General features: G+C 69.3%; 20 protein-coding genes. 11 read left to right on the plus strand and 9 right to left on the minus strand.

Going from position 1 to position 21,788, the window contains the following annotated elements; all coding sequences use genetic code 11:
• Positions 1 to 250 precede the first annotated feature (250 nt).
• Positions 251 to 415: a hypothetical protein gene (locus P6281_RS13740; RefSeq protein ID WP_008257199.1), complete on the plus strand. Its 165-nt coding sequence runs from the start codon at positions 251 to 253 to the stop codon at positions 413 to 415.
• A gap of 11 nt (positions 416 to 426) precedes the next feature.
• Here P6281_RS13740 and P6281_RS13745 read toward each other — a convergent pair whose 3' ends face one another.
• Both P6281_RS13745 and P6281_RS13750 read right to left on the minus strand, forming a co-directional pair.
• Positions 427 to 3,120 carry an FHA domain-containing protein gene (locus tag P6281_RS13745; RefSeq protein WP_162494292.1) on the minus strand — a complete coding sequence of 898 codons (2,694 nt, stop codon included), beginning with the start codon at positions 3,118 to 3,120 and terminating at the stop codon, positions 427 to 429.
• A gap of 103 nt (positions 3,121 to 3,223) precedes the next feature.
• A complete protein-coding gene (locus tag P6281_RS13750) occupies positions 3,224 to 4,222 on the minus strand; it encodes an alpha/beta hydrolase (protein WP_193375152.1) in 999 nt (332 codons plus the stop codon).
• A gap of 251 nt (positions 4,223 to 4,473) precedes the next feature.
• Here P6281_RS13750 and P6281_RS13755 point away from each other — a divergent pair, with 251 nt between their 5' ends.
• Positions 4,474 to 5,319, plus strand: coding sequence for an SDR family NAD(P)-dependent oxidoreductase (locus P6281_RS13755; RefSeq protein ID WP_324738391.1), 846 nt, complete (start codon positions 4,474 to 4,476; stop codon positions 5,317 to 5,319).
• Positions 5,320 to 5,345: 26 nt separating this feature from the next.
• On the opposite strand, the gene P6281_RS13760 is transcribed toward P6281_RS13755, so the two are convergent.
• Entirely contained in the window at positions 5,346 to 7,592 is a 2,247-nt protein-coding gene (locus P6281_RS13760) for a molybdopterin-dependent oxidoreductase (protein ID WP_324738392.1), read from the minus strand.
• Between the two features lie 91 nt (positions 7,593 to 7,683).
• Positions 7,684 to 7,917 (minus strand): microaggregate-binding protein 1, encoded by a 234-nt coding sequence (gene mbp1 / locus P6281_RS13765; RefSeq protein WP_009954239.1) that lies wholly within the window; start codon positions 7,915 to 7,917, stop codon positions 7,684 to 7,686.
• Between the two features lie 270 nt (positions 7,918 to 8,187).
• On the opposite strand from mbp1, the gene P6281_RS13770 reads away from it, so the two are divergent.
• The 3 genes from P6281_RS13770 to P6281_RS13780 all read left to right on the plus strand — a co-directional run bounded on the left by P6281_RS13770 (position 8,188) and on the right by P6281_RS13780 (position 11,168).
• Positions 8,188 to 8,634: a nuclear transport factor 2 family protein gene (locus P6281_RS13770; protein ID WP_009954238.1), complete on the plus strand. Its 447-nt coding sequence runs from the start codon at positions 8,188 to 8,190 to the stop codon at positions 8,632 to 8,634.
• Between the two features lie 183 nt (positions 8,635 to 8,817).
• A complete protein-coding gene (locus tag P6281_RS13775; RefSeq protein ID WP_014380246.1) occupies positions 8,818 to 10,218 on the plus strand; it encodes a WS/DGAT/MGAT family O-acyltransferase in 1,401 nt (466 codons plus the stop codon).
• 50 nt (positions 10,219 to 10,268) lie between these two features.
• Positions 10,269 to 11,168, plus strand: coding sequence for an alpha/beta fold hydrolase (locus P6281_RS13780; protein ID WP_269156378.1), 900 nt, complete (start codon positions 10,269 to 10,271; stop codon positions 11,166 to 11,168).
• Positions 11,169 to 11,181: 13 nt separating this feature from the next.
• Here the strand turns inward: P6281_RS13780 and P6281_RS13785 are convergent, their stop codons facing one another.
• The 5 genes from P6281_RS13785 to P6281_RS13805 are packed head-to-tail and all read right to left on the minus strand — an operon-like array spanning position 11,182 to position 15,774.
• Positions 11,182 to 11,691 carry a nuclear transport factor 2 family protein gene (locus P6281_RS13785; protein ID WP_202284223.1) on the minus strand — a complete coding sequence of 170 codons (510 nt, stop codon included), beginning with the start codon at positions 11,689 to 11,691 and terminating at the stop codon, positions 11,182 to 11,184.
• A 30-nt stretch (positions 11,692 to 11,721) separates the two neighbouring features.
• Positions 11,722 to 12,513 (minus strand): SDR family NAD(P)-dependent oxidoreductase, encoded by a 792-nt coding sequence (locus P6281_RS13790; RefSeq protein ID WP_014384841.1) that lies wholly within the window; start codon positions 12,511 to 12,513, stop codon positions 11,722 to 11,724.
• Positions 12,514 to 12,521: 8 nt separating this feature from the next.
• Complete coding sequence (locus P6281_RS13795; protein WP_014384842.1) at positions 12,522 to 13,367, minus strand: mycofactocin-coupled SDR family oxidoreductase; 846 nt, start codon at positions 13,365 to 13,367, stop codon at positions 12,522 to 12,524.
• A complete protein-coding gene (locus P6281_RS13800) occupies positions 13,364 to 14,167 on the minus strand; it encodes a mycofactocin-coupled SDR family oxidoreductase (protein WP_014384843.1) in 804 nt (267 codons plus the stop codon). The genes P6281_RS13795 and P6281_RS13800 overlap by 4 nt, the downstream gene beginning before the upstream one ends.
• Positions 14,164 to 15,774, minus strand: coding sequence for a flavin-containing monooxygenase (locus P6281_RS13805; protein WP_202377442.1), 1,611 nt, complete (start codon positions 15,772 to 15,774; stop codon positions 14,164 to 14,166). The genes P6281_RS13800 and P6281_RS13805 overlap by 4 nt, the downstream gene beginning before the upstream one ends.
• Before the next feature lie 130 nt (positions 15,775 to 15,904).
• Between P6281_RS13805 and P6281_RS13810 the strand changes: the two genes are divergently transcribed.
• The 6 genes from P6281_RS13810 (at position 15,905) to P6281_RS13835 (ending at position 21,763) form a co-directional block, all read left to right on the plus strand.
• On the plus strand, positions 15,905 to 16,183 hold the full coding sequence (locus P6281_RS13810; protein ID WP_248921323.1) for a 2Fe-2S iron-sulfur cluster-binding protein: 279 nt from the start codon (positions 15,905 to 15,907) through the stop codon (positions 16,181 to 16,183).
• Positions 16,184 to 16,273: 90 nt separating this feature from the next.
• On the plus strand, positions 16,274 to 17,458 hold the full coding sequence (locus P6281_RS13815) for an acyl-CoA dehydrogenase family protein (RefSeq protein WP_009957249.1): 1,185 nt from the start codon (positions 16,274 to 16,276) through the stop codon (positions 17,456 to 17,458).
• Between the two features lie 9 nt (positions 17,459 to 17,467).
• Complete coding sequence (gene bphC / locus P6281_RS13820) at positions 17,468 to 18,376, plus strand: biphenyl-2,3-diol 1,2-dioxygenase (RefSeq protein WP_008257238.1); 909 nt, start codon at positions 17,468 to 17,470, stop codon at positions 18,374 to 18,376.
• Positions 18,340 to 19,848 (plus strand): FAD-dependent oxidoreductase, encoded by a 1,509-nt coding sequence (locus tag P6281_RS13825; protein ID WP_051019737.1) that lies wholly within the window; start codon positions 18,340 to 18,342, stop codon positions 19,846 to 19,848. Before bphC ends, P6281_RS13825 begins: the two co-directional genes overlap by 37 nt.
• 158 nt (positions 19,849 to 20,006) lie before the next feature.
• Entirely contained in the window at positions 20,007 to 20,843 is an 837-nt protein-coding gene (locus P6281_RS13830; RefSeq protein WP_014384847.1) for an IclR family transcriptional regulator, read from the plus strand.
• Entirely contained in the window at positions 20,840 to 21,763 is a 924-nt protein-coding gene (locus P6281_RS13835; RefSeq protein ID WP_014384848.1) for an alpha/beta hydrolase, read from the plus strand. The genes P6281_RS13830 and P6281_RS13835 overlap by 4 nt, the downstream gene beginning before the upstream one ends.
• The last annotated feature ends 25 nt before the right edge of the window (positions 21,764 to 21,788 follow it).

Raw genomic sequence — 21,788 nt, forward strand, 5'->3', positions numbered from 1 at the left:
GGCGCCTATGCCTTTCTCGGAGCGTCGATGCCGTTACACCGAGCAGCGCCAGCGTAACGCCGCCGCGAGTTCGCGCGGGGCATTCTGCCGCGCATCGGTCGCGAACGGCGGGGGTCGCACTGTAAAACCGCTGTCAAACTCCCGTTAAAACCCGTCGACGCTCTGGCGGATTCGGCCGCGGGCTGCGAAGATTTTCGGATCGGTTGGTCAACGCGGACCAGGCCCTCTGCCCCAGCCCGAGGGAGAAATCATGCCCACTGTTGAGACGCGCCTCCGCGAGGACTTGCGCAACTACGCCGTCGAATTGAGACAACTGGCGTACACCCTTCCCCTGGGCGTAGGCGAGCACAATCTTCTGCAACTGTCCGATCGGATGCGCGCCGCGGCCGACCAAGTGGTCCGCAAGGGCGCCTGACGCGCGAGCGATCAGCCGCCCTTGAGGCGGATCTTCCAGCGCACGAAACCCAGATAGACGGCGCTGATGAGCGCCAGCATGCCGACGTCGAACCACCACCTGGCCGGCGTGTGCTGCCAGTGCGAGTCCTTCGGGGTCAGCGGCCCGGGCACCAGCTTGGTCAGGTCGGCGGTGGACGCCGACGCCGCGAATCCCCACCGGGCGGGCGTGGCCCAGGCCATCTGATCCAGCCCCACCCGGCCGGTCACCGGGATCATCCCGCCGGAGAACACCAGCTGTGACATGACGGCCACCACCAGCAGCGGCATGATCTGCTCGTTGGACTTGGCGACGGCCGACAGCGCGAGGCCCAGCATGGCGGAGGCCACGCACGTCAGCGCGACGTCGACGAACAACTCGAGGCCGGGCTTGCCCAACGCCACCGCGCCCTGGGTCGGCGCGCCCTTGCCGAGCACCGCGATGATGGTAACGATCGCCGACTGGACGATCGCGAAGACCGTGTACACGCACACCTTGGCCAGCAGGTACGCCGACGTCGACAGGCCAACCGCCTGCTCGCGCAGGAAGATCGCGCGTTCCCCGATGAGGTCGCGGATGGTCAGCGCGGTACCCATGAACACCGCGCCGACGTTCAGCAGCACCAGGATCTGACCCGGCTCGTTAGGCGCGGCGCCCATCGGGTTCGGGATGCCGAAGCCGACATCGCCGGGCACCGACATCGACAGCGAACCCATGATGAACGGCAGCAGCGCCAGGAACACGAAATAGCCGCGATCCGAGACGATCAGCCGCATCTGGCGCCGGGCGATGGTGGAGAACTGCCGGAACAGGCTGGTGTGTGAGGGGTCGCCCAGTTCGGCGGGTTTCTCCGCCGGCGGCGGCGCCGGGGGCGGGCCCGTCCGCGCCAGGTAGCGCTCCCGGGAGCCGTCGGGGTCGTTGGCGACGGTGCTGAAGATGTCGGCCCAGTTGGTGGTGCCCATGGCGGGACCGATTTGGCCGGGCGGCCCGCAGAACGCCGTCTTGCCGCCGGGGGCGAGCAGCAAAACCTGATCGCAGACGTCGAGGTAGGTCAGCGAGTGGGTGACGACGAGCACCACCCGGCCGGCGTCGGCCAGCTGCCGCAGCATGGTCATCACCTGCCGGTCCAGCGCCGGATCCAGGCCCGACGTCGGCTCGTCGAGGATCAGCAGCGACGGCCCGGTGAGCAACTCCAGCGCCACCGAAGCGCGCTTGCGCTGGCCGCCGGAGAGCTTGTCGACCCGCGTGTGCAGGTGCTGGGTCATCTCGAGTTCCTCGAGTACCCGGGCCACCACCTGGGCGCGGTCGTCCTTGGTGGTGTCCGGCGGCAGGCGCAGCTCGGCGGCGTACATCAACGCCTGCTGCACGGTCAGCTGGCCGTGCACGACGTCGTCCTGCGGCACCATCCCGATCCGGCTGCGCAACGAGGCGTACTCGGCGTGGACGTTGTGGCCCTCGAACGCCACCGTGCCGGTGCTCGGGTGCGTGTACCCGGCGACCAGCCGGGCGAACGTCGATTTGCCGGCGCCGGACGGCCCGATGATCGCGGTCAGCGTCCCGGGCAGGGCGGTCAGCGAGATGTTGTCCAGCAACGTCTTGTTGTTCTCGATCGTCCACGTCACCCCGCGCACGTCGAGGCCGCCGGTGCGCGTCGCGGTCGCGGTCTGGTCGCGGCGGGCCAGGGTGCCGCCGGCGAAGACCAGGTCGATGTTGCCGATCGTGACGACGTCACCGTCGTGCAGCACGGCCGAATCGACGCGGGCGCCATTGACGAAGGTGCCGTTGATGCTGCGGTTGTCATGGATCTCGGTGCCACCGGGCGCCGGGATCAGCGTGGCGTGGTGGCGTGACGCCAGGACCTCGGGGATGACGATGTCGTTGTCGTTGGCGCGGCCGATCGTGATCGCGCCCGGCGTGGACTCCAGCCCGGCCCTGCCCGGCCGCAGGATCTTCATCATCGACGTGGCGATGTTCGACGAGTCGCCACCGATGCGGCCCGTCTGGGACGCCGGTTGCGCGGTGGTGGGCGGGGCCGCATGTACCGCCGACGGCGCCCGGTAGATCTGCGGCGCGGGCTGGGGCGCGCTGGGCGGCGCGGCCAGGGGGCCGCTGGTCGGGAAGCGGGTCTGCGGCCCCGACGGATGGCTCGGGGTCGGGCCGCTGGGCGGCTGGCTCGCGAGGGGTCCGCTCGGTGAGTGGCTGGGCTGCGTGGTGGTGGGCGGATGCGCCGAGTGGCGGAATGAGGCAGACGCCGGCTGCTGAGGCTGGGCGGAAGTTTGCGTGCCGCTCGGGCTCTGCGGCGCTCCCACGAGGGGCGCGCCGGGCGTGCTGACGATGGGTATCGACGTCGTCAGCGGCGGCCGCCCGGCCGAACCCTGGTGGCGGCCGACCTCGAAGGTCAGCGCCGGGCCATCGGGATTGCCGACGTTGACGCGCATGCCGTCCTGGATGTCGATGACCGGGACGCGGCGATTGTTCGCGTACAGACCGTTGAGGCTGCCGTTGTCGACGGCGACCCATCGGCCCTGGTCGTACCGCACGATCAGATGGGTGCGGGAGATCAGGGGGTGGGCGACGCGGACGTCCGCGCGAAGGTCACGCCCGATCACGACGTCATTGCCTGCCGCGAAGGTGCGCTCGGCTCCCTCGTACCGCACGGTCAGCGCAGGCGGGGCTGGTGGGCTCATCAGGACCAACTGTAACGGCAGCGCCGCGAGTTGGGCACCCGGCGCAACGGGATACGGGCGCCGGCCGTCGAATCAGCCTGCGGCACAATTACTTTCGTCGGCTTCAACCGGCCGCGGCGGCGCTGCGCAGGCGGCGCACGTTCCGGACCTTACTCCGGACCGCGTCCCCGGCGGGGGTGACGTCCTTGACGAAATCGCCGAGGTATTTGATGGCGCGCCTGCCCTCCGGCAAGATGTCGGCGGCCAACGGGAAGTCGTGGATCTGCCCGTCCCACAGGTGCAGATCGCATCGGACCCCGCTGGCTTCCAGGCGCTTCGCCATCAGTTCCGCGTCGGCGAGCAACAATTCGTCCGAGCTCGCGTGAATGGTCACCGGCGGCAACGACGACAGGTCGGCATCCACGGGCGAGGCGACCGTGGACTCGCCCCGGCCCTCCGCCGCCCGGGCGTCGCCGAGGTACTTAGCGAACCGCGAGAACGCGCTGCGGGTGAACATCGAGCACTTGCGGGCGTTGCGGTGCTTGAGTTTTCGTGCCGGGTCCGTGTCCGTGAACGGCGAGATGGTCGCGACCCCGGCCGGCTCCATGATGTCCTCGCCGATCGCCGACAGCGTGGTCATGAACGCCAGGTATCCGCCGGCCGAGTCGCCGGCCACGACGACCCGGTCGCCGTCGTAGCCGCGGTCCTGCAGCCACCGCAGGCCGCTGATCCCATCGTCGATGGCGTCGGTGATCTGATGTGCGGGCAACTTCCGGTAGGCGACGGCGAGCACGGCGGCGTCGGCCTCCTTGGACAGGCGGGTCACCATCGAGCGGTGCGTGTTGAGGCCGCAGGTGAGGAACGCGCCGCCGTGCAGGTACAGGATCGCACGGTCCCCCGAGACGCCGGGAGCGCGAACCCACTCCGCGGCGCAGTGCTCGAGACGCACCGGTTCGGTGCTCGCCGCGGAGCCGAGACGGGGAAACATCCCGGCAAAACTGTCGACGTACTCCAGCGGCCAGTGCAGGTTGGGCGTCATGGCCCAGGCGCGGACCGCGTTCTTCACGATCAACCGGCTGGCGAGCGAGACGGCGACCGACTGGGGGCTATGCCGATGGTGCATGCGCCGCGTCGTCGCCACGCTCGGCAGTATGCGGGCCGGATCGATTGTGCTCACTGTGTCATCAACTCCTAAGTGGACACCGGGTACCCGGCTTACCGGTGGATCCAGCGCGCAGCAAACGTCGCGTAGGTCACTGTTTGCCGCCGGCAGAGATGGGTACCACCCGTTGATCGCGATCGCCGACGTCGCGCGGCCGGAATGGGGCCGGACCGGCTGTGGCCGGGGCCGCCGCGTGGCCCAAGATATGAGCGATGACACAGGCAGAGCATCCGGGTTCGTTGCTGGCCGACCGGGTCGCGGTCGTGACCGGCGGCGGGGGCGGCATCGGCGCGGCCACCGCGCGGCTTTTCGCCCGCCACGGCGCGCACGTAGTGATCGCCGATATCGACGGCGAGCTGGGCGGCGCGACCGCCGACGCGATCACGGCGGCCGGCGGATCCGCGCGGGCGGTCGTCACCGACGTCCGGGCGCCGGACCAGGTCACCGGCCTGGCCCGGACGGTGCTGGACGAGCACGGGCGGGTCGACGTGCTGGTCAACAACGTGGGCCACTGGCTGCGCCACCCCGGAAACTTCGTCGACACCGACCCGGGGCTCTGGGATGAGCTCTACCGGATCAACCTCCACCACGTCTTCCTGCTCACCCGGGCGTTCCTGCCCGCCATGGTGGACCGGCACGCCGGTGCGATCGTGAACGTCTCGTCGGTCGAGGGGCTGCGCGGCTACCCGGAGGATCCGGTGTATGCCGCGTTCAAGGCGGGCCTGATCGGCTTCACCCGCAGCCTCGCCGTGCAGGTGGGCAACCACGGCGTGCGGGTCAACGCGATCGCCCCCGACGTCACCGAGTCCCTTCAAGTGCCCTACTCGCAATGGCTGTCGCCCGAGGAGCACACCCAATGGCCGCGGTGGGTGCCGGTCGGACGGATGGGCCAGCCCGAGGATCAGGCCCGCGTGATCCTGTTTCTGGCCTCGGACCTGTCGTCGTTCGTCACGGGCCACACCATCGCGACCGATGGCGGAACGGGCGCGGCCGGCGGATGGTTCCGCTCGTCACGCCGGCCGGGCCGCGAGTGGACGAATCGGCCGGTCGACCCCTGAGACTCCTTGGTAAACCGCCGGCTTCCTCAAAGCGCTTGCGCGGGACGGAATCTGGCTTGATCGTCGATGATCGTCACCGGGATGCCGTTGAGCACCCCGTTGCCGGACGGCTGGTCGACGAATGTCGGCGGGGACAGCACGTTGGTGTTCGCGCCCGGTGAGCCGTTGGCCACCGTCATGCGGGTGCCCGGCTTGCCGTGTCCCCAGCCGTGGGGCATCGAGACCACGCCCGGCTTGATGGCGTCGGTGATCTCCACGGGCACCCTGATCTCGCCGGCCTCCGATTTCACCGTCACGATGTCGTTGTCGGCGATGCCGCACCGGGCCGCATCGTCGGGGTGGATCAGCAACGTGCACCGGTCCTTTCCCTTCATCAGCGCGGGCACGCTGTGCAGCCAGGTGTTGTTCGAGCGCAGGTGTCGGCGGCTCACCAGGACCAGCGGTTCGGCGGGGCGTTCCATGCGCGCGGCCAGCCGGGGCAGGTCGTCGAGCAGGTACTGCGGTGCGAGCCGGATCTTCTTGTCGGGGGTGCCGAGGATGTCGGGGAGTTGGGGGACCATGGGCCCGAAGTCGATTCCGTTCGGGTTGGCCTTGAGCGTGTCCAGCGTGAGCCCGCCCGGATTCTTGCCGTACTGGTCGCCGAAGGGCCCGGTGCGCAGGGTGAGGTCGAGCATGCGCTCCGGCCCGCCGTGCTCGTAGAGCTTGCGGATCTCCGCGCCGTCGAGCCCGCGGGTGAAGGCCAGGTAATCGAAGAAGCCGTCGTCGATGGCCGCAACGTCGACGTCCTCGGCGGGCGTGCCGGTACACAGTCCGGTCAGCCGGATCAGGATCTCCCATTCGTGCGGGCGATCGCCCGGATCGAACACGGGCGCGGAGTAATTCGCGATGCTGTGAATCGCGAAGAGCAGGATCAGATCGTCGTGATGCGGCTGCTCCAGCGGCGACAGTCCGGGCAGGATCACATCAGCGTGCCGTGTGGTCTCGTTGAGCCAAAGGTCAACGGAGATCATCGCCTCCAGCATCGGCAGCACTTCGTCGAGCTTGTCGCCGCCGGGGGTGGACAGCACCGGGTTGCCCGCGACCGTGATGAGCGCCTTGAGTTGGCCGTCGCCCGGGGTGGCGATCTCTTCGGCCATGCACGACACCGGCGCCTGGCCGAGAACTTCCTTGGCGCCGCGCACGCGGGTGTGCCAGCGGCCGAATTCCGGTGCGCCGCCCTCCAATCCGGGCAGGGGCTGCGTGGTGATCGACCAGGCGGCCGGCCTGGGAAACATGGCGCCGCCGGGGGTGTCGAAATGACCGGTCAGGATGTTGACCACGTCGACGAGCCAGCTGGCGAGGCTGCCGAATTCCTGGTTGCACAACCCGATTCGTCCGTAGACCACCGATTTGTCGGTGCCGGCGAGTTCGCGGGCCAACCGGCGGATCCGGTCTTCGCCGATGCCGGTGACGGCGCCGACGCGTTCCGGTGGCCAGTCCGCGACGGCCCGCCGCAGGGTGTCCAGCCCATCGAGGTGGCCGGCGAGGTGCGGACCGGGACGGGCGAGGTCTTCGGCGAAGAGGGTGTGCGCGACCGCCAGCAACAGCGCCGCGTCGGTCCCGGGCACGATGGGAAGCCACTCGTCGGCGCGCGCGGCGGTCGGGGTGCGCACCGGGTCGATCACGATGACCTTGCCGCGCTTGCGGATCGCGTCGATCAGGCCCATCACGTTGGGCGCTGCCAGCAGTGAGCCCTGCGATGCGGCGGGATTGGCGCCCATGATGACCAGCAGGTCCGTGCGTTCGATGTCCGGCACCGGGAAGTTCCACCAGAGTCCGTACATCAGGTGCGAGGACAGGTTCTTCGGCCATTGGTCGACCGTGCCCGGCGAGTAGGTGATCGGCATCCCGGACATGCCCATCAACACGCCCGCGTAGCGGGCCAGCGAGAACGAGTGCGCCAGCGGGTTACCGGTGTAGGCGGTCACCGCGCCGATTCCGTATTTGTCGATCACCGGCGTCAGCAACTCGGTGCAGCGCCGGAACGCCGCGTCCCAGCTGACCTCCTGCCACTGACCGTCGACCTTGATCATCGGCTCGCGGATGCGGTCCGGGTCGTCGTGCAGGGCGGCCAGCGATGTGCCCTTGGGGCACAGGTGCCCGCGGCTCCAGACGTCGTCGCGGTTGCCCCTGATGCCGGTGACAAGGCCGTCATCGACCTGAATTTCCAAGCCGCACATGGCTTCACACAACGGGCAGGTGCGCAGGTGCCTGCCGTCTTCGCCGGGTTTCATCCACCCACTGTATTGCGCTACCGCCCGTAGCGGAAGTGGTGACAGCGGCGGTGGCCCGGACACCACGTGACCGGGCCACCGCCGGCTGTCGCTACTGTTCGGCCTTCTGGCGAGCTTCGTTGATATCGGCGGCCTTTCGGGCGCTTTCGGCCTCGGCCTCCTTCTGGGCGGCCTCGCGCTGCGCATCGGCCTTGTCCTGTTGGGCCTGGCCTTCGCGCATCAGGTCGTCGCGTCCGGCGACCGCCCCGGCGACTTCCTTCACCTTGCCCTTGACGCCCTCGACGACGCCTTCGACGGCTTCCTCGGGACCGCTCTTGTCCGACATACGTACTCCCCTCCTTGTCGTGCGTCTTGCTCAGCGCTTATTGCCCAGCCGGTCGGTTCCCAAAACCTTCGACGGGAGTCGCCTTCGCCACAGCGCCGACGCGTCGGGCGGTCGCCGCGCAAGGACCGCCGGCCGTTGCATCTAATTCCCCTGCGGTTCAGGGTGTTTGACAATGCCCGGCCGAGACGACGCCGGAATGTCCCGGCCGTATCGGTTACGCTGAGGCCCGATATCGCTGCACCCCGGTCAGCGGCGGGAGGAACCATAGCAGTGGAAACGTGGGAACTGGTGGCCCGTGAGCAGATCCGCGACACCTTGGCGCGCTACAACTGGTCCGGCGACGCGGGCGCGCTCGACGGCCTCGCGGAGACGTTCTGTCCGAACGGCGTGCTCGAGATCCGCGGGTTCGACCCGCTGCGCGGGCGATCGGCGATCGCGGAATTCCTGGGCGGCGTCACCGGAAAGGTCGCCGTCGACGCCGATGTCACTGGCGGCGTCAAACCGATTGTGCGCCATAACGTCGCGAACGTGTTGTTCACCGAAGTGACACCTGGCGAGGCGCGCGTCAAGTCGTACTTCACCGTCGTCACCCACATTGGGCTCGACCATTGCGGCCGCTACCGGGACGTCCTGGTGCCCGAGGGTGGCACCTGGCTGATCAAGCACCGCCGGGTGTCCACCGACTGGGCAGCGCCCGACTCGGCGATGGCACGCTAGCCCTCGCAGAACGCGGTCCCGATCCGCGTCCGGCGCAATGTTTGCCGGAAGCCCCCCAGTGGCTATAGAAAGACCGTCACACAACAAATCGCGGTCGCCCCGATCGTGGATCCCCCACGAGCGTTGGGATGACCGATGGTCATGTGACCAGCGGTCAGAGCCGCACACAAGAGACGAGCGAGTATGCAGCGACTCAGTGGGCTAGACGCGTTCTTTCTGTACCTCGAATCACCGACACAGCCGCTGAACGTTTGCTGCGTCCTGGAGCTCGACCCCGCGACCATGCCCGGCGGCTACGATTTCGCGCGCTTTCGTGAGGCGCTCGCGGAGCGGGTGGACGCCGTCCCGGAATTCCGTCTCAAGCTGGCCGATAACCAACTGAACTTCGACCATCCGGTCTGGGTGGACGACGACCGGTTCGATCTGGGACGCCACCTGCACCGGGTCGCGCTGCCCTCGCCGGGCGGGCGCGAAGAACTGGCGGAAATCTGCGGCCACGTCGCCGGCCTGGCGCTCGATCGCGATCGTCCGCTGTGGGAAATGTGGGTGATCGAAGGGCTGCGTGGCGGGGACGCGCTGTCCGTCGTCCTCAAGGCCCACCACGCGGTGGTCGACGGTGTGGGCGGAGCCAACCTGCTCGCGCAACTGTGCGGCCCCACCCCCGACTGCCCGCCGCCGCCGCCGGAACCGGCCGCCCGCGCCGGCGCGGCGAACCCATTGCAGATCGCCGCCGGCGGTCTGATCGGGGCGGCGTTGCGACCGTGGCGCCTGGCGCGGGTGGTGCCTGCCACGGCACTGACGCTGGCGCAAACGGTCCTGCGCGCCCGCGCCGGCGGCCACACGATGGCGGCCCCGTTCGCGGCGCCGCCCACGGCGTTCAACGGCCGCTTCACCCGACGCCGCAACATCGCCCTGGCGAGCGTGGACCTCGAGGACGTCAAAACCGTGAAACAGCGGTTCGGGGTGACCGTCAACGACGTGGTGACGGCGATGTGCGCGGGGGCGCTGCGGCAGTACCTTCTCGACCGCGACGCCCTGCCGGATATTCCGATGGTCGCCAGCGTGCCGGTGTCCGTGCGCGGCAAGTCATCTCGACCGGGCCGCAATCAGATGACCTGGATGCTGTGCCGGCTCGAAACCCACATCGCCGACCCCGCCGAACGCCTCACCCGCATCGCCGGCGGGAACGCCGCGGCCAAGGACCACGCCGCCGCGATGGGACCGACCCTGCTGCAGGACTGGACGCAGGTGGCCGGGCAGACCATGTTCGGTGCCGCGATGAAGCTGCTGCCCCGCATACCGCTGCCCGAGAAGCCGCCGCACAACCTGGTGATGTCGAACGTGGCCGGGCCGCGAGACCAGCTCTACTTCTTGGGTTGCCGGCTCGACGCGATGTACCCGCTCGGTCCGATCATCGCCGGCGCCGGGCTCAACATCACCGTGATGTCGCTGGGCCGCCGTCTCGGCGTCGGCATCATTTCCTGCCCCGACCTCGTGGCCGACCTCTGGGACCTGGCCGACGCCTTCCCCGTCGCCCTCAAAGAGCTGATGAATTCGAGCGCGCCGGTCCGCGGCCGAACCTGACCGCCGCCCGTTCAGCGGAACCCCATCCCCCCTCGGCGCCGCGGCATGGCATGGTGACACCCGTGGCAGACACTTCTCGACAGCCTCTCGCAGAGGAAGACCTGCGCGAAATCGGCACGGAAAACGGCGCTTTGCGCTACTACGACACTGGGGACAGCGGGGCCCCCGATTCCGCACCGGTGCTGTTGTTCCTGCACGGGTCCGGGCCCGGGGTCACCGGGTGGCGCAACTTCCGCGGCGTGCTGCCCGCCTTCGCCGAGCGATTCCGCTGCCTGATCCTGGAATTCCCCGGGTTCGGGGTCAGCGACGACTTCGGCGGACACCCGATGGTCACCGCGTTCGGCACCGTCGCGCCCTTGCTGGACGCGCTCGGCGTCGCCAAGGCGCACATCGTGGGCAACTCGATGGGCGGCGGTGTGGGCATCAACTTCGCCACCCATAATCCCGAGCGCGTCGGTCGGCTGGTGACCATCGGCGGGATCGGCACCAACATCTTCAGCCCCAGCCCCAGCGAAGGCATCCGGCTGCTGCAGGAATTCGTCGAGGACCCGACGCGCCAGCGCCTGGTCGACTGGCTCAAGTCGATGGTCTACGACCAGGGGCTGGTCACCGAGCAGCTGATCGAGGAGCGCTGGCAGCTGGCCACCGACCCCGACACCCTGGCCGCGGCGCGGCGCATGTACGGCAAGGCGGCGTTCGCCGGGATGAACGCCGCGCTGGCCGCCTCCGACCGGCCGCTGCCGTGGGCGACCATGCACAAGCTCACCGCGCCCACCCTGCTGACCTGGGGACGCGACGACCGGGTCAGCCCGCCAGACATGGCCCTGATCCCGATGCGCACCATTCCCAACGCGGAGCTGCACATCTTCCCGAACTCGGGGCACTGGGCGATGATCGAGGCCAGGGAGGCCTTCGAAAGCACTGTGCTGGCGTTCCTTTCGCGCGGCTAGCGCGGGACCGTCCTCAATCCACGTCTCCCCCGGCGCCCAATGTCGGTGCCGGTGCACCCGCCAGGCCCGCGGTGAGCAAGGCGTGGGCCCCGGGATTGCCATCGAGGACACGGCTCGTACGCTTGGTGATCCGCCAACGGTTCTCGATGCGCCGAAACTCGAAATGGTTTGCCGTGCAGCGCCATACGCGGTAACTCTCGCCGTCGCGCACGAGAACCAGCGATTCGCTGACCGCCACCGCCGAATCTCCCGCGACCGTCACGACCGCCGGTCCGACGAAGTGGCAGCAACCACCACCCACCAGCTTCTGATGGGAGGCCGAGCTGACCATGGCGCGCACGTCGGCCCGGCTGTGCATCTGCCAACCCTCGACGTCGTAGCCGCCATCGGTCGCCCAGAGCCGCGCCGCGGCGTCGGCGTCCCCCGCGTCCACCGCCGGACCGTAAGACGCGATCAATCGGGCGATATCGCGTTCGTCCTCGAGTCGGCACAGCCGTGTCAACAGTTCGTCGGCGTCGATCACCGCTGATCTCCTTCCAGTTTCAGGAGCGCATCATTTCTGGCCCAGAAGTTCCTGCACGGCTCTGTGCGCGCCCAGCACGATCGCGGCGCGGTCCGGGCCGCTGCCCCGGTGCACCGCGGCCGCGTTGCCGCCCGCGATGAACACCGGGCCGTTGGCCAGGTTCTCCAACCCCTCGCGGGCCACGTCGGCCGGTTCGGACACCGATAGCCCCGGCACGTCGAAGTTCAGGCCGGCCCGGGCCATGGCCGGCGTGCGGGTCACGCCCAGCACCAGTTCCAGCACATCGACGCCGTGCTCGCGCAGCTCCAGCCACAGGCTCTCGGCGAAGAGGCGGCTGAAGGCCTTCACGCCGGTGTAGACCGATTGGCGCATCGAACCGTGGGTCGCCGCCATCGAGCCGACCACCAAAATGCCGCCCCGGCCGCGAGACCGCATCGGCCGCGCAAAGTGCTGCACGAGTTGCAGCATCCGCGTCACGTTGAGGTCGATCACCCGGCCGAACTCGCTGAGCTCGGCGTCCAAAAACGGCTTGCTGCAGGTGTTGGCGCCGGCGTTGTAGATCAACAGGCCGACCTCGATGTCCGCGGTCTGCGCGGTGATTCGCGCGACCGCGTCGGGGTCCAGCAGGTCTATGGCCAACGTGCGCACCTGTGCGCCGATCTCGCGGCACTGCCGCGCCGTGTCCTCCAGCGGTCCCGGCTTGCGAGCGATCAGCACCAGATCGAACCCGTCACCGGCCAATTGCTTTGCGAACTCGGCGCCCACGCCTTCCGAGCCGCCGGCGATCACCGCCCACGGCCCGTACTTCGCGATGTCGGTCACGGATCCTCCTATCTTTGGGTGGCGCCCGCGTCGACGGGCAAGGTGATCGCGGTGATGTAGCGCGCCTCGTCGGAGGCGAGGAACAGCGCGGCGTTGGCGACGTCGAGGGGGTCGATCCACGGCACTGCGAGCATGTTCATCGAACGCGCGGCGTCGGCGAATTCGGCGCGCGTGGGCGGGCGGTCCAGGTCCGGGCGAAAGGCGCTGCTGACGACGTCGTTCTGGATCATCGGCGTGTCGACGTTGGTCGGGTTGACGCAGTTGACCCGGACATGGTGCGGCGCAAGCTCGTTGGCCATCGAGCGCATCAAGCCGACCACGCCGTGTTTGGCGGCCGTGTAGTGCGCGACGCCGACCAGGCCGCGCAGCCCGGCGATCGAGCTCGTCAGGATCACCGATCCGGCGCCGCGCGCGATGAGGTGGGGCACGCCGGCGCGGCAGGTGTGCCAGACCCCGGTGAGGTTGACGTCCAGCATGGTGCGCCAGGCGTTTTCGTCCAGCTCGACCGCCATGCCGCGCGACGTGATTCCCGCGGTCGCGCACACCACGTCCAGCCCGCCGAACCGCGCGGCGCCGCGGTCGGTGGCGGCCCGCATGCCGGCGAGGTCGCGGACGTCGACGATCTCGGGGTGCACCCGCCCGCCGGCCTCGCGGACCAGCGATGCGGTGGTGTCGAGGTCGTCCGGCGTGCTGTGCGGGACGAGCACCGTGTCGATCGGGCCGCACACGTCGAGCGCCACGATGTCGGCGCCCTCCTGGGCGAAGCGCACGGCCTGCGCGCGACCGATCCCCCGCGCCGCGCCGGTGATCAGGGCGACCTTGCCGTCGAGTCGCCCGCCGCGCGCCGCCCTCATGTCGTCTTCTGGGTCAGGCCGGCGTCGACGACGAGCTGGGTGCCGGTGATGTAGCGGGCCTCATCCGAGGCCAGGAACAGCACGGCGTTGGCGATGTCGACGGGCTCGACCCACGGCACCGGAAGCAGGTTGCGGGCCCGCAGCACCTCGGCGGCGTCGGCCTCCGTCGGGTTTTCCAGGTCCGGTCGCAGCCGCCGAAAGGTGGCCTCGTTGAGCACCATTGGGGTCGCGACGGGGCCTGGATGCACGGTGTTGACCCGGATGCCGCGGGGCCCGAGCTCGTTGGCCAGCGTGCGGGCCAGTCCCACCACCGCGTGCTTGCTGGCGGTGTAGTGGGCGGTGTTGGGCAGGCCGCGAAGGCCGCTGGTGGAGCTGATGATGACGACGGAGCCGCCGTCACCACCGATATGCGGCACCCCGGCCCTGACGGTGTGCCAGACGCCGGTGAGGTTGATGTCCAGTGTGCGCCGCCACACCAGTGGGTCCAGTTCCCACGACGGCGCGCCCGGCAGGTGGACGCCGGCGTTGGCGACGATGGTGTCGAGGCGGCCCAGCTCGGCGACGCCGGCATCGATGGCGGCGGTGACGGCCCCGAGGTCGGTGACGTCGGCCAGCCCGGTCACGCAGCGCCGACCGCGATCGGCGACTTTCTCTGCGGTGTCGGCCAACTCGTCGGCCACGGCCGGGGCGTCGAGCGCGATCACGTCGGCGCCCTCGTCGGCGAACCGCTGGCAATGCACCCGGCCGGTTCCCTTGGCGGCGCCGGTGACGACGACGACCGTGTCCCGTAGACCCGTCATCGTTCGATGAGATCGAAGCCGCGGTAGCCGGCGTCGGCGACCTCGGCGCAGATGTCGTTATAGGTCGCGAAGCCCCCGACGAACAGCATGAAACCCCGGGGCTTTCCCGGCACGTTCGCGCCCATGTACCACGAGTTCGCCTTGGTGAACAGCGTCGTCTCGGCCCGACGGGCGCATTCGGCGCCCCAGCCGTCCACGCTGTCGACGCCTGCTTCGATCGCGGCGTAACCGTGCTCGTCCAGGAACGCGATGGCGTCGGCGATCCAGTTCACCTGGGCTTCGGCGTGCAGCACCATGTTCGCCAGCACGGCGGGCGCTCCCGGGCCCGAGATCAGGAACAGGTTGGGGAAGCCGTCGACGCCCAGCCCCAAATAGGTGCGGGGTCCGTGCGCCCAGTCGTCGCGCATAGCGGTGCCGCGGCGCCCGACGATATCGATCCGGCCCAGCGCACCGGTCATCGCGTCGAAACCCGTTGCCAGCACGATCATGTCGACGTCGTAGTGGGCGTCGGTCGTGTTGATGCCGGTGGTGTCGACGGATTCGATGGGGGTGGCGCGGACGCTGATCAGCGACACGTTCAGGCGGTTGAAGGTCTGAAAATAGTTGCTGTCGGTGCAGATTCGCTTGGTGCCGATGGGGTGGTCGTTGGGGATCAGGAGGTCGGCGACGGCCGGATCGTCGATGACGGCCCGGACCTTCTCCTCGTAGAATCGGCGGGCCTCTTCGTTGGCCTCCAGATCGGTCATCTGGTCCGGGAAGGTCTTCGAGAACAGCACACCGCCGAGCTGCCAACGCTTTTCGAACGCCGCTCGGCGCTCCTCGGGCGTGAACTGCATGGTGGGCTTCGGCGCGGTGATGTGGGGTGAGCCGCCGCCGCTGCGCCACGACAGCGCGCGTCGCTGGGCATATTCCGCCTTGATTTCGTCGAGCTCTTCGGCCGACAGCGGCCTGTTGCCCGCCGGCACGCTGTAGTTGGGTGTGCGCTGAAAGACGTAGAGGTGTGCGGCCCGCTCGGCGATGACCGGAATCGATTGAATGCCGGAGGATCCGGTGCCGATCACGGCCACCCGCTTGCCCGTGAAGTCGACGGGGTCGTGGGGCCATTGCGCGGTGTGGTAGATCTCGCCGGCGAAGGTGTCCAGGCCGTCGAAGTCCGGGGTCAGCGCGGCCGACAACGGACCGGTAGCCATGAGACAGAACCGCGCCGAGATCGTCTGGCCGGCATCGGTGGTGATCGTCCAGCGCAGCGTCGTCTCGTCGAGCGTCGCGGAGACCACGCGGGTGCGCAGCGCGATGTCGCGGCGCAGGTCGAGTTTGTCGGCGACCCAGTTCAGGTACGCCAGGATCTCGGCCTGGGTGGCGTAGCGTTCGGTCCAGTTCCATTCCTGCTGCAGTTCGTCGGAGAACGAGTAGCAGTAGTCGACGCTCTCGACGTCGCAGCGCGCGCCGGGATACCGGTTGTAGTACCAGGTCCCGCCGATCTCGGGCGCGGCTTCCAGGACTCGCACCGAAAGCCCCTGGCCGCGCAGCTTGTGCAGGGCGTACAGGCCGGCGAACCCCGCGCCGACCACGACCACATCGAGAGCCTGTTCGCCGGGATCGTTCACAACCAGTCACGGTAAGGCCTGCGGGATCGCGCACCGCTCCCCCTCCCGGTCACCGGACGCCGGGGGCGCATCTTCCCGGCCACCGGGCAGCTGGGTTCGCCCTGCCGTCTGGATCGCTCACGATCGGCGGATGCCGCAAGTCGCGCGCGTCGACGTCGAGCTGGACGGTCGACGCCATCATTTGTGCTGGCCCCACGGGCAGACGCTGGTCGAGACATTGCTCGAGGCGGGCATCGGCGTGCCCCACTCGTGCCGGGAGGGCCGCTGCGGCTCGTGCGTGGCGACCGTGGTCGCGGGCGAGGTCGACATGGTTCCGTGCGACGTGTTGGACGCCGACGATCTCGAGGAGGGCCTGATTCTGGCCTGCCAGGCGCGGCCCGCGGGCACCGATGTTCATGTCGAATTTTGACCGCGTTGTGTCCGCTCATCGGGATTTACTTTGGGACGGGTCGGGACTGCGGTAGACCATTACTAAGCACCCACACGTAAGGACAACGATATGAGCGACCGGGTACTGGACCGGGTAGTGGCCATGGCCGATCAGCTGCGCGAACAGGCCGCGGAGGCCGAGCAACTCGGCCGGCTCACCGACGACACCGTCAAGCTGATGAAGGGCGCCGGGCTGATCCGGCTGCTGCAGACCAAGCAGTATCAGGGCTTCGAGGTCCACCCCCGCGAGTTCGCCGAGACGACGATGGCCACCGCGGCGCTCGATCCCGCGGCGGGCTGGATCGTCGGCGTGGTGGGCGTGCACCCCTACCAGCTCGCCTACGCCGACCCGAAGGTGGCCGCCGAGATCTGGGCCGACGACGTCGACACCTGGATGGCGTCGCCCTACGCGCCGCAGGGCGTGGCCAAACCGGTCGACGGCGGCTACCTGTTCAACGGGCGCTGGCAGTTCAGTTCGGGCACCGACCATTGCGACTGGATCATCCTGGGCGCCATGCTCGGCGACGACAAGGGCATCCCGTTGATGCCGCCGCAAATGCTGCACATGATCCTGCCGCGCAAGGACTACGAGATCGTCGAGGACTCGTGGAATGTGGTGGGGCTGCGCGGAACCGGCTCCAAGGACGTCATCGTCAAAGACGCGTTCGTCCCGACCTACCGGACCATGGACGCGGCGAAGGTGATGGACGGCACCGCCCAGCGCGAGGCCGGCATGACCGAGCCGCTGTACCTGATGCCGTGGTCGACGATGTTCCCGCTCGGCATTTCGGCGGCCACCATCGGCATCGCCGAGGGGGCGCTGGCCGCGCACCTCGATTACCAGCGCGGCCGGGTGGGCGCCACCGGGACCGCGATCAAGGACGACCCCTACGTGATGCACGCGATCGGCGAGGCTGCCGCCGACATCAACGCCGCCCGCCAGGAGCTGCTGGCCAACGCCGACCGCATCTACGACATGGTCGCCGCGGGCAAGGAGGTGTCGTTCGCCGACCGCGCGGCCGGGCGCCGCACGCAGGTTCGCGCGGTGTGGCGCGCGGTCTCCGCCGTCGACGAGATCTTCGCCCGCTCCGGCGGCAACGCGGCCCGGATGGACAAACCGCTGCAACGGTATTGGCGTGACGTGCACGTCGGCCAGATGCACGCCATCCATGTGCCGGGCACCACGTACCACGCGGCGGCGCTGAGTTCGATCGGCATCGACCCGCCCGAAGGCCCGCTGCGGGCCTTGATCTGAGGGGTTTCAATGTCTGACCTGAAAAGCCTTGGCTACATCACGGTTTCGACCTCAGATATCGAGCGTTGGCGCCATTTCGCGTTCGGTGTGCTGGGATTCGCCGAAGGGAAAGGACCCGACGAGTCCGCGCTGTACTTGCGGATGGACGAACGCGCGGCCCGGATCATCGTCGTCCCCGGCGAGGTTGACCGGGTGATCACGGTCGGCTGGGAAGTGCGTGACCACCAGGCGCTGCAACGGGTCAAGGCCGCCCTGGACGGCGCCGGTGTCGGTTTCAAGGAATTGTCCGTCCAGGAGGCCGACGCCCGCCGCGTCGAAGAGGTGATCACCTTCGAGGATCCGGCCGGCACCACGCTGGAGGTGTTCCACAGCGCGGTGCTCGACCACAGCCCGGTGATCACCCCGTTCGGCGCGAAGTTCGTGACGGGCGACCAGGGTCTGGGCCACGTCGTCGTGCCGGCGACCGATTTCAACGGCGTCGTCGACTTCTACACCGAGGTGCTCGGTTTCCGGTCTCGTGGCGCGTTCCGGGTGCCGCTGCCCGCCGAGTTCGGACCGATCCGGGTGCGGTTCCTCGGCATCAACGCGCGCCATCACAGCCTGGCGATCTGCCCCGCCGCCCAGCAGCGCGACCCCGGGCTGGTGCACGTCATGGTGGAGGTGGACACCCTCGACGCCGTCGGCCAGGCGCTCGACCGCGTCAACGCCGATGGCTTCACCGTCGCGTCCACGCTGGGCCGGCACACCAACGACAAGATGGTGTCCTTCTACGTCCGCGCGCCCGGCGACTGGGACATCGAATTCGGCACCGACGGGATGCGGGTCGACGAAACGTATTACACCGCAGAGGAAATCACCGCCGACAGCTATTGGGGCCACGAGTGGATTCCGGAACCACCCGCGGCCATGCGCATGTGATCGCCGAATCTGACGTGACGCCGGTGGCGGCGTCGTCGATCACGTCGTGGGACGCCGAGGCCGACGTCGTCATCGCCGGCTATGGGATCGCGGGCGCCGCGGCGGCGGTGGAAGCCGCCCGGTCCGGCGCCGACGTCCTGGTGCTCGAGCGCACCGGATCCTGGGGCGGCGCGGCATCGATGGCGGGCGGATTCATCTACCTCGGGGGCGGCACGCCGCTGCAAAAGGCTTGCGGCTTCAGCGATTCGGTCGACAACATGGCGGCGTTCCTCAACGTCGCGATGGGCCCCGGCGCCGACGAGGCCAGGATCGCCGACTATTGCGCCGGCAGCGTCGCCCACTTCGACTGGCTGGTGGGCTGCGGCGTCCCGTTCAAGGCGGAGTTCTTCTCCGAGCCGGGCTGGGAGCCCATGGGCGACCAGGGGTTGATGTACAGCGGCGGCGAAAACTCCTATCCGTTCAACACGATCGCCTCCCCCGCCCCGCGCGGGCACGTCCCGCAGATGCAGAACAAGAAGCAGGGCGAAGCGAGTGCGGGCTACATGCTGATGAAGCCCCTCGTCGAAACGGCCACCGCCGCCGGGGCGCGGGCCCTCTACGACGTGCGGGTGCAGCGGCTGATCACCGAATCCGACGGCCGGGTGGTGGGCATCTGCGCCCGCCAGTACGGCAACGACATGACGATCCGGGCGCGCCGCGGGGTCGTGCTGGCCACCGGCAGTTTCGCCTACAACGACGCGATGGTGGCGCGCTACGCGCCGCGCATCGCGGGGCGGCCGGCCGCGTCGATCGAGCAGCACGACGGGCAGGCGATCCGGATGGCGCAGGCGCTGGGCGCCGACCTGGCGCACATGGACGCCACCGAGGTCGCGATCTTCGTCGACCCCCAGCAGCTGGTGCGCGGCATCCTGGTCAACGGGCGCGGTCAGCGCTACGTCGCCGAGGACACCTATCCGGGGCGGATCGGCCAGCTCACGCTGTACCAGCAGGACAACGTCGCGTACCTGATCATCGACGGCGACGCGCAGGAGGCGGCGGAGGCCTCGTGGTCGCCGAAGCTGATGCTGCGCCCGGCGACCTGGGTGGCCGACACCGTCGCGGACCTGGAGCGCGACATGGGCCTGCCGCCCGGTTCGCTGCAGGCCACCGTGGCCGCCTACAACGAGGGCGCCGCGCGCGGCGAGGATCCGCTGCTGCACAAGAAGTCCGAGTGGATCAAGCCGATCGGATCGCCGGTCGGCGCGATCGACCTGCGGGAAAGCACCGGCGGCTTCACCCTGGGCGGGCTGGCGACCACGCTGGACGCCGAGGTGCTGCACGTCAGCGGCGCGCCCATACCCGGGCTGTTCGCCGCCGGCCGGTGCACCGCCGGCCTGGCCGCGTGGGGCTACGCCAGCGGCGTCTCGCTCGGTGACGGCAGCTTCTACGGCCGCCGCGCCGGGCGCTCGGCGAGTCTTTTTCCGCGGGCGTAACGCCACGGTGGGATATCCCGCCGAAATTGCACCCCTGCGTTACGAGCGTGCGAGGAGCGCCTCCCGCTCGCGGGTTCTTTCGGCACGCCATGTGACAGCGGCCACAGCCCTGTGGTAGAACTATATTCCTAATAGGAATATGCCAGCCAGGAGGATGAATGGCCGCGCCCGCCGAAACCCCCACCGCCGTCATCGACCGCATCTCGCTGGTCCTGGACGCCTTCGACGGCCCCGGACGCCTCACGCTGGCCCAGATCGTGCGGCGTACCGGCCTGCCGCGCTCGTCGGCGCACCGGATGCTCGAGCGGCTGGTTCAACTGCGCTGGCTGCGTCGCAGCGGTCGTGACTACGAGCTCGGCATGCGGCTGGTGGAGCTGGGTTCGCTTGCCGTGCACCAGGATCGGTTGGTGCGGGCGGCGGGCCCACTGCTGGGTGAATTGCACCGCGCCACCGGGCTTGTCGTGCACCTCGCGGTGCTCGACGGAGCCGACGTCGTCTACCTCGACAAGGTCGGCGACCGCATGGTCGGTGCGATCCCCACCCGGGTCGGCGGCCGTCAGCCCGCGCACTGCACCGCGGTCGGCAAGGCGATCCTGGCTTATCGCGACGAGGAGACCGACATCGACTTGGGCGCCCGCCTGACCAAATACTCGATCTCCAGCGCTCCGCAACTGGCGACGGAACTGGCCAAGGTCAGGGCGCACGGCGTCGCCTACGAGCGCGAAGAATCCCTACTGGGGTTTGGCTGTGTCGCGGCCCCGATCGGGAGTCCCGGTGAGGCCGTGGCGGCCGTGTCGGTGTGCGGTCCGCTGAATCGCATGGCGCTCGACCAGCGCCTCGCCGCCCCGGTGCGAATGACCGCGATGGGCGTGTGGCGCAACGTGGAGGGCGGCCCGCAACGAGTCGCCCCGACCCTGCAGCCGCTGCGGCCGCTGCTTTCCCTGCGGTCACAACACCCCGCCCCCGCGCGACAACCCGCCCTGCAGTACGCGTGAGCCTCGACCCGCAGATCGCGGCGATCATCGAGCAATTGGACAGTGGGTTCCCCCCGGTTCAGGAGATGAGCGGCGCGCAGGCTCGAGCCCTCATCCGGTCCAGATTGGTGCCGCCGGCGCGGCCCGAACCCATCGCCGAGGCCGCCGATCGCTCCATCGACGGTCGGGACGGCCCGATACCCGTCCGCGTGTACCGTCCCGACGCGGCCGGACCGCTGCCGATCGTGGTCTATGCACACGGCGGCGGGTTCGTCTTCTGTGACCTGGACAGCCACGACGGGCTGTGCCGCAACCTCGCCAACCTCGTTCCCGCCGTGGTTGTTTCGGTCGGCTATCGGTTGGCCCCGGAGAATCCCTGGCCGGCGGCGGCCGAGGACGTGTACGCGGTGACGCGCTGGGCGTACGACAACGCCGGGTCGCTCGGGGCCGATCCCGGCCGTCTGGTCGTGGGCGGCGACAGCGCCGGCGGCAACCTGGCCGCGGTGACCGCGATCATGGCTCGCGACCGCGGCGGCCCGGCGCCAGCGGCCCAACTGCTGCTCTACCCGGTGATCGCGGCCGACTTCGACACCGAGTCCTACCGGCTGTTCGGCCAGGGCTTCTACAACCCCAAACCGGCGCTGCAGTGGTACTGGGACTGCTACGTGCCCTCGCACGACGACCGCGCCCACCCCTACGCCACACCGCTGAACGCCGACCTGCGCGGGCTCCCGCCCGCGGTGGTGGCGGTCGCCGGCCACGATCCCCTGCGCGACGAGGGACTGGCCTACGGCGCCGCCCTGACAGCGGCCGGCGTGCCGACACGGCAATTGTGTTACGACGGCGGCATTCACGGGTTCATGACGATGCCGACGCTCGACATCGCGCACCGGGCGCGCAAAGAGGCGACCGCCGCCCTCGCCGAGCTATTGCAACGGTAGGTTCCCGGTGGCTGGGAGCCGACGA

It is taken from the genome of Mycobacterium sp. 5-140-3-2, from assembly GCF_035666375.1.
Taxonomy (GTDB): domain Bacteria; phylum Actinomycetota; class Actinomycetes; order Mycobacteriales; family Mycobacteriaceae; genus Mycobacterium; species Mycobacterium intracellulare.